The organism is Frankia sp. AgKG'84/4, assembly GCF_023242965.2.
Taxonomy (GTDB): domain Bacteria; phylum Actinomycetota; class Actinomycetes; order Frankiales; family Frankiaceae; genus Frankia.
This window is the reverse complement of record NZ_JALKFU020000401.1, coordinates 1-4,920: the sequence shown is the minus strand read 5'-3', so window position 1 is coordinate 4,920 and position 4,920 is coordinate 1. Positions and strand designations below refer to the sequence as shown.

Here is a 4,920-nt window from a genome sequence, read left to right as displayed (position 1 = left end):
CAGGCCCCCCGGACCCCAGGGGGGGTGCGGGTGCGGCGCTGCGGCGCCTCTGACTGGCCGGTGTCAGCGGCCGCTGATCCGGATGCGGGGTCGACGGGCGCCGCACCGGCGGTGTCCGCGACGGCGCCGGAGTCGGGCACCGGGTCCGTGGTCACCGACACGGCGGTGGCCGCGTCGACGGGCTCGGGCTCCACCGCAGCGACAACCGCGCCGCCGGACTTCGCCCGGCTTGCCCGGCTGGACGGCGCCTTCGCGGTGCCGGTCGCCCGGGTGCGCCGACGAGTGGGCGGCGGACTGTCCGCTGCCGGCTCGGCGTCACCCGTGGCCGGGGCCGCTTCCGGGGTGGTCACGCCGTCGGACTGATCGGGGGGCGGGCCGGCGGCTCGCCCCGCGGCCCGGCGCCGACGCGGCGCGGGGCGGGTGGTTTCGGTCTCTGTCTGGGTGGTCAGATCATCATCGGGCACGGGTTAAGAAGCCTCTCGGGCTCCCGGGCGCGCTGCCTGGTGCAGTCGCGGCCGCGCAGAAGCCACTGTCTCGGCCGACGCGGTTACCGCGCCGGTAAATCCTGCGACACCCAGCAGCATCACGCCGAGGACTTACCCACCAGCCGGCCAGCGTCATTGCGGTCCGGAGCGAGCGGGTCCGCCAGCGTCCCGTCTTCGAGCAGCCGGCCCTGTTCGAGCCGAGTGGGCTCGGGAGGCGCCGACGGGCGCAGACCGGCCACCACGTCCAAGGCAGTCAGCACGTCATCTGGTCGCACAGCGGGCGTCGTATGCCGCGCGACCAGTTCCAGTATCGCACATGTGTCGTTCTCTGCACGACAGTCGGCCAAGATCACGGCGGGACGCACGTCGAACCGGCGCCGGCCGTCCTTCGTCGCCCGCTCGACCTCGACGCCGTCTCTGCGCAGGAGTTCGGCCACGGCGTCCCGCAGTACCGGCTCGGCGACACCCGGCAGCCGGACCTGCCACCGCGAGGCGTCGATCCGCTCGGCGAGCGGCGCGCCACCGGCCGGCACGACGCGCAGCACGTCCAGGCCCGGCGGCAGGCTCGCGTCCAGCGCGGACCGCAGACTCTCGGGCTCCACCGGCGCGGACAGCGCGAACTCGACGTACTCGGCCTCGCTGGCGGCACCGGTGGGCGCCGCCCCGACCCAGGAGATCCGCGGATGCGGGTTGAAGCCCGCGGAGTAGGCCATGGGCACCTGGGCCCGGCGCAGCCCACGCTCGAAGGCCCGGGCGACGTCCCGATGGGAGAGGAAGCGCAGCCGGCCCCGCTTGGCGAAGCGCACCCGCACCCGCGCGACGACCGGCGGGGGCGGGGGGCCCTCAGGCTGGCGCGGCACTGCCCACCGGGCTCGGGTCGCTGCCATCCACCGGCTTCGGTCCGCCGCCGGCCGCCGGGCCACCCGCGCTCACGCCGATCACCGGCAGCAGCGAACGTCCGGTCGGCCCGATCTGCGTGTCGGTCCCCATCGTCGGGCAGACCCCGCAGTCGTAGCAGGGCGTCCACCGGCAGTCGTCGAGCTCGACGCCCCGCAGCGCCTCCTGCCAGTCGGCCCACAGCCAGTCACGATCGAGGCCCGCGTCGAGGTGGTCCCAGGGAAGCACCTCACGTTCCTCCCGCTCGCGGGTGGTGAACCAGTCCAGCGAAGCACCCAGGGGTTCGAGCTCGGCCGCGCAGGCCCGCTCCCACCGCTCGAACGAGAAGTGCTCGGTCCAGCCGTCGAACCTGCCTCCCTCGCGCCACACCCGCTCGATCACCGTGCCGACGCGCCGGTCACCGCGGGCCAGCAGGCCCTCGATGGCCCCGGGCCGGCCGTCGTGGTAGCGGAAGCCCACGGCGCGGGCGATCTCCTTGTCGGCGCGGACCGTGTCCCGCAGCAGCTTCAGCCGGGCGTCGATCACCTCGGGCGAGGCCTGCGCGGCCCACTGGAACGGGGTGTGCGCCTTGGGGACGAACCCGCCGATCGAGACGGTGGCGCGGATGTCACGGTGCCCGCTGGCCTTGCGGCCGGCGCGGATCACCTGCCGGGCGAGATCGGCGATCTCGAGCACGTCCTCGTCGGTCTCGGTCGGCAGCCCGCACATGAAGTAGAGCTTCACCTGCCGCCAGCCGTGCGCGTAGGCCGTGCTGACCGTGCGCACCAGGTCCTCGGCGCTGACCATCTTGTTGATGACCCTGCGCAGCCGCTCCGAGCCGCCTTCGGGGGCGAAGGTGAGCCCGCTACGCCGGCCGCTGCGGGAGAACTCGTTGGCGAGCGTGACGTTGAAGGCGTCGACCCGGGTGGACGGCAGACTGAGCGAGACCTTGTCGTTCTCGTAGCGGTCGGCGAGCTCGGTCGCGATCGTGCCTATCTCGGTGTGGTCCGCGCTGGACAGCGACAGCAGGCCCACCTCGTTGAAGCCGGTGGCCCGCAGCCCGGCGTCGACCATCGCGCCGATCGTCTCGATGTTGCGCTCGCGCACCGGGCGCGTGATCATCCCGGCCTGGCAGAACCGGCAGCCCCTGGTGCAGCCGCGGAAGATCTCGACGCTCATCCGCTCGTGCACGGTCTCGGCGAGCGGAACGAGCGGCGCCTTCGGATAGGGCCAGGAGTCCAGGTCAGACAGGGTGTGCTTGCTCGGCCGGGCCGGGATGTCCGACCGGTTCGGCCGGACCGCCTCGATCCGTGCGTCGGCCCGGTAGGTGACGTCGAAGAACGCCGGCACGTAGACGAGCTGGCGACGGGCGAGGCGGGCGAGCAGCTCGGTGCGCCCGCCCGGCGCGCCCTCGGACTTCCAGGCCCGCACGACGTCGGAGATGCCGAGGACGGCCTGCTCCCCGTCGCCGAGCACGACCGCGTCGACGAACGCGGCGATCGGCTCGGGGTTGAACGCGGCGTGGCCGCCCGCGATGACCAGCGGGTGGGTGTCGTCGCGCCGGTCGGCGTGCAGCGGGATGCCGGCGAGGTCGAGCGCGGTGAGCAGGTTGGTGTAGCCCAGCTCGGTGGAGAAGCTGACGCCGAACAGGTCGAAATCGCCGACGGCGCGGTGGGCGTCGACCGTGAACTGGGGTAGGTCGTGCTCGCGCAGGAGCGCCTCGAGATCGGGCCACACCGAGTAGGTGCGTTCGGCGAGCACGTCGGGCTGCTCGTTGAGGATCTCGTAGAGGATCTGCAGCCCCTGGTTCGGCAGGCCGACCTCGTAGGCGTCCGGATACATCAGGGCCCAGCGGACGACGGCGGCGTCCCAGGGTTTGACGATGGAGTTTCCCTCGCCGCCGACGTACTGCACGGGCCTTCGCACCCGCGGGAGCAGCGGCTCCAGGCGAGCGAACAGCGACTGTCCGGACATGCGTGCGAGCCTACGGCACATCGCGCGGGTACTCCGCCGGCGTCCGTCCCAGGCCGGGGGCCAGACCGGGACAGAACCGGCCGAGGCTACAGGGCGTAGGGATCCGATCGGGACCGCAGCCGCACGTTCTGCAGCAGCCCCACCGCGATCATGTTCGCGAACATCGATGATCCGCCGTAGGACAGGAACGGCAGCGGCAGCCCGGTCACCGGCATGATCCCGAGGCACATGCCGATGTTGACGAAGGACTGAAAGGTGAACCAGCAGACCACCCCGGTCGCGATGAGCGCGCCGAACGAGTCCTGGGAGTCGAAGCCGATCGACAGCGCCCGCCACAGCACCACGCCGAGCAGCACGACCACGCCGCCGGCACCCAGATAGCCCAGCTCCTCGCCGGCCACGCTGAAGACGAAGTCGGTCTGCTGCTCCGGGACGAACTGCCCCTGGGTCTGCTGGCCGTGCAGCAGGCCTCGGCCGGTGAAGCCGCCGTTCGCGATCGCGATCATCGCTTGGGAGACGTTGTAGCCGGTCCCCGACGTTGCCTTGTTTCCCGAGGCGAACGAGGTGAGTCGGGCCTCCTGGTAGGGCTGGAGCAGGTGGAACTCGAGGATCGCGCCACCGAACAGCACCCCGCAGAGGACGAGCCCCAGCACCCAGCGTCGCGGCGCGCCACTGATCGCCAGCATGCCGAGGATCGTGAAGACCAGCACCATGACGGTGCCGAAGTCGGGCTGCAGCATGATCAGGCCGATCGGCACCACCGTGAGGCCGAGGACGAGCAGCACATCACCGTGCCCGGGCGCGCTGCGCCGCAGGCCGGTGCTGCTGTTCTCGCCCTTCTCCCCCAGGATCATCGCCGCGCCGACGACCAGCGCCACCTTGGCGAACTCGGACGGCTGCAGCTGGAACCCGGCGGGCAGCACGATCCACGAGTGCGCACCGTTGATCGTCGAGCCCAGCGCGAGGACCGCGACCAGCCCGACGAGCGAGCCGAGGTAGACGAACGGCGCGTAGGCACGCAGCACCCGGTAGTCGACCACCGTCGCGACCGCGCCGAGCACCAGGCCGATGGCCAGGTTCAGCAGATGGCGCTTGAGGAACGTCTGCGGGTCGCCGCCGGCCTCGCCCAGGCGCTGCCGGGTGGCCGACCAGACCAGGAGCGCACCGACGACGGACAGGGCGATCACGCACGACTGCAGCGTCCAGTCGAGCCGCCGCAGCGGCGAGTGCCGCCCGGACGCGCGGTCGCGCAACTGCCCGATCCGTCCCCGGACCGGGACCGGGGACGAGCGCAGCGCGGTCGGTCCCGCCTCCTGGGTCACGCCGTCTCCTCCTCCATCCGGCGCCCCGTTCCGGGTTGGCGCGCGACGCACCACCCGGAACGGAGCCTGGCACCTTCCCCGGCGTGTCGCCGGGGCCGGCTCAGGGCGGCGCGCGGCTCGGCGCCAGCGCCGCCGTCGACGGCGATGTCCCCACGGGCGAGGTCGAGACGGGCGACGTGACCAGGGGCGACGTCGCCACCGCGGCCGCCGGCCCGGCCGCGCCGTGCTCCGACGCCGCCACCGTCGTCGAGGCGGGTGTCGTC

At 72.8% G+C, this 4,920-nt stretch carries 3 protein-coding genes and 2 pseudogenes; 2 read left to right on the top strand and 3 right to left on the bottom strand.

Annotated features, from left to right (window positions below):
* Nucleotides 1-363, top strand: a pseudogene (locus MXD58_RS19945) (hypothetical protein); the annotation flags it as partial.
* A 220-nt stretch (nucleotides 364-583) separates the two neighbouring features.
* On the opposite strand, the gene MXD58_RS19940 reads toward MXD58_RS19945, so the two are convergent.
* The 3 genes from MXD58_RS19940 to rodA form a co-directional block, all read right to left on the bottom strand.
* A complete protein-coding gene (locus tag MXD58_RS19940) occupies nucleotides 584-1,345 on the bottom strand; it encodes a TIGR03936 family radical SAM-associated protein (RefSeq protein ID WP_248838875.1) in 762 nt (253 codons plus the stop codon).
* Nucleotides 1,329-3,335 carry a TIGR03960 family B12-binding radical SAM protein gene (locus MXD58_RS19935; RefSeq protein ID WP_248838876.1) on the bottom strand — a complete coding sequence of 669 codons (2,007 nt, stop codon included), beginning with the start codon at nucleotides 3,333-3,335 and terminating at the stop codon, nucleotides 1,329-1,331. Before MXD58_RS19935 ends, MXD58_RS19940 begins: the two co-directional genes overlap by 17 nt.
* Nucleotides 3,336-3,421: 86 nt before the next feature.
* The gene (gene rodA, locus MXD58_RS19930) at nucleotides 3,422-4,657 is read right to left on the bottom strand and encodes a rod shape-determining protein RodA (RefSeq protein WP_248838877.1); all 1,236 of its coding nucleotides are present in this window, start codon (nucleotides 4,655-4,657) and stop codon (nucleotides 3,422-3,424) included.
* A 35-nt stretch (nucleotides 4,658-4,692) separates the two neighbouring features.
* On the opposite strand from rodA, the pseudogene MXD58_RS19925 reads away from it, so the two are divergent.
* A pseudogene (locus tag MXD58_RS19925) lies at nucleotides 4,693-4,920 on the top strand (hypothetical protein); the annotation flags it as partial.